At 63.1% G+C, this 2,558-nt stretch carries 2 protein-coding genes; both read right to left on the minus strand.

All coding sequences use genetic code 11. From position 1 onward, the window contains the following. Positions 1-4: 4 nt before the first annotated feature. Entirely contained in the window at positions 5-1,147 is a 1,143-nt protein-coding gene (locus ACFWZ5_RS46100; protein ID WP_384893244.1) for a terpene synthase family protein, read from the minus strand. After that, entirely contained in the window at positions 1,144-2,208 is a 1,065-nt protein-coding gene (locus ACFWZ5_RS46105; RefSeq protein WP_384893247.1) for a terpene synthase family protein, read from the minus strand. The genes ACFWZ5_RS46100 and ACFWZ5_RS46105 overlap by 4 nt, the downstream gene beginning before the upstream one ends. Positions 2,209-2,558: the final 350 nt, after the last annotated feature.

Consider the following 2,558-nt stretch of genomic DNA (forward strand, 5'->3'; position numbering starts at 1 on the left):
TCCATCAGGCCAACCAGAAACCTTCGCGCCAACCGTTTGGGGTAGGGGTACAGGGATTCCTGATAGTGCTCTGCTTATCGGGGGGCGGCATCCTGGGCGGGCTGTAGACCGTGTATCTGTCCGCAATGTTGATCGTGCCTTTGGTGTTGCCGTCCCAAACGTAGCCTGGGCCGCCGTGGTAGCGCGTCGTTGCGTACTGCCAGTACCACGTCGCAGCGGGGATGCTGCTGACATCGTGTACGTAGGCCTGGACGCTGGGGTTGTCAACGAATTCGCCGTCGAGGAGGCTCATCTGGGTAGCTGCGATGGCCTTTTCGAGGTCGCCGAGGTGTTTGTGCGCCCGGTTGACGCTCTCCTGGAGGGTGATCCCCTGACTGCGGCATGCGCTGACGACCGAGTTGATGAGATCGCCGTGGCGCAGCTCTTTACGGAAGGAGAACAGGTCGTTCAGCACGATCATGTGCTCGGTGATCAGGAAGTTCAGTTTGCGCAGGTCGGCTGAGCACTGGAGTTCGTCGGTTAGGTCGATCCCCAGTGCGTACTCGGAGAACCCCAGGATCCAGTGGCAGCCGATGGTGTCCTTGCGGACATTCAGATACGGGTCCTTCTCCAGGACGGCTCGCTGCATCCGCGATGGCACTTCTCGGGCGCACCCGTGGTAGAAGTCGCGCAGCAGTTTGTTGCAGCGTTCCTTCTGCCGTGGCGGCATTATCGCTCGAAGTTCCGTGTCGAGCTGATGGAATGCCTGGCTGAACAGGCAGTCCGGAGGGAATTCTCCGGTCTCGTGCAGGAGGCTCAGCCGCTCTGCCATGACGAGAGCGCCTTCGGGGTCTGCTCCCAGCTTGAGGGGGTCGGCGTAGTAGTCGTCGAGGATCGTCAGCAGTGCGTAGAGGTTGACGATGGTGAGGATGCGGTCGTCGGGGCATGCAGGGTGAGAGTAGAATCCGTAGGATCCGTTGCGCTGCCCCAGATAGTCGACGAACTCCTCTTCGTCGGCGCACAGTGGCCGGGCCCACTGGCGGAGCCAGTGCGAGTGGCGGAGGTCGAGCTCCTCCATCCGCGGGTGAACACCCAGCCGGAACAGGCCGGTCGGAGGTCCCGGGAAGTAGAATTCCTTCGCGTCGAACACGTCGGTGACGGCGGTCATGCAGTTCCCTCCTGGAGACGGACGGTACAGTCTGGTGTCAGGGTGATTGTGCCGCTGAGCGCCCCGTTCCATTCGTAGCCGTTGCCGTGGTAGCGGCCCGTCAGGTAGGACCAGCGGGTGTTGCCCGCAAGCAAGTGCCCCAGCGCCTGAAAATAGACGTGCATCTCGGCTGTGCTCCCCATACTGCTACTGCGGATGCGCTCGCGCTGCTGGATGAAAGAGTGTTCAGCGTCATGGATCATCATGCTGGTGCGGTCGACTGCGCCCTGAAGGCTGAGCCCCTCGGCACGGCACAGGACGGCGATGACGTTGATGTCGTCGCCGTTGTAGTGCTCGGCGCGAAACGAGTGCAGGTCGTTGGTGAGCAGCGCGTGATCGGTCACGGCGCCGATGAGATCCCGGAAGGCAGGGTGCTCGGCGATCGCGCTCAGATCGATGCCCAGTCCGTATTCGCCAAGCACGCACCACGGAGTGACACACACACTGTGCCTGCGCAGGGTGAGGTACTCCGCGAAGGAGAGAGGCTTGCCGCGCCTGCGAACTGCCGTTTCTTGTATCGCCCCTTCAGCCCAGGCCCGCATGTTGTTGGCCCAGCGGTGCCATTGTGTTGTAGGCATGCGTGCGCGGATCGATCCGAACAGCTCTCCGGCGAGCGTCAGCAAGGAGACGGGGAGCTGGCCAGCTGACCGTGGGTGTGCCCTGGTTCCTTGCATCACGTCGAGCAACGCGTCGTACGCTGCTCGGGTGTGGGTGACCGACGAAGTGTCACGGCCCGGACGGGAGGTGAGGTCGTCAGCAAGGAACATGAGGGTAACCAGATTGGTGAGGTCTTCGGCTATGTCCCGGGCAATGTCCGGGAAACACATGCAGACCCACCGGTCGTAGTGTGCTCCCAGGAGCGACTGGAGCTGCGGTTCTTCGAGGAACGGGAGACTGCGGCGCACCCACTGGACGTGATGAGCAGTGATGCCCTCCGACTCTGGATGCGATCGGCAGGGCAGCAACGCGGCAGGAGCAGGCAAACACACCCGGTCCCCGTCGCGGAACAATGGTTCATCCATCGGACCACCTCCTGCTCGCAGGCCGTAGAAGGGAGCCACGGCGGTTTGCTCCGGCGACGGAACGCGACCAGCAGCGCGGCGGATGTCAACGATCTGTACAGCGCCGTCCCCGTCCTGCAGGGCCCCGGCCGCCAGCACCACCTCCGCGCCCGCCTCCCCGGCGCCGGCCCCTAAGCACTGTTCCCGTCCTCGCCCCGCACAGGAAAGACATCCGCCGCAGGGAAAGCGTGCACGCGTTGCATGCTTGCGCCCTTGTGAACGCATGAGCGGTTCAACTGGGCTCCATACTGGTCTTACTGAGGTTGTCTGTGTGTTGTCGCCCTCACGAGTCCGGTCGCGGTGAGACAGCT

The sequence above is a fragment of the Streptomyces sp. NPDC059003 genome (genome assembly GCF_042740445.1).
In the GTDB taxonomy this organism is placed as follows: domain Bacteria; phylum Actinomycetota; class Actinomycetes; order Streptomycetales; family Streptomycetaceae; genus Streptomyces.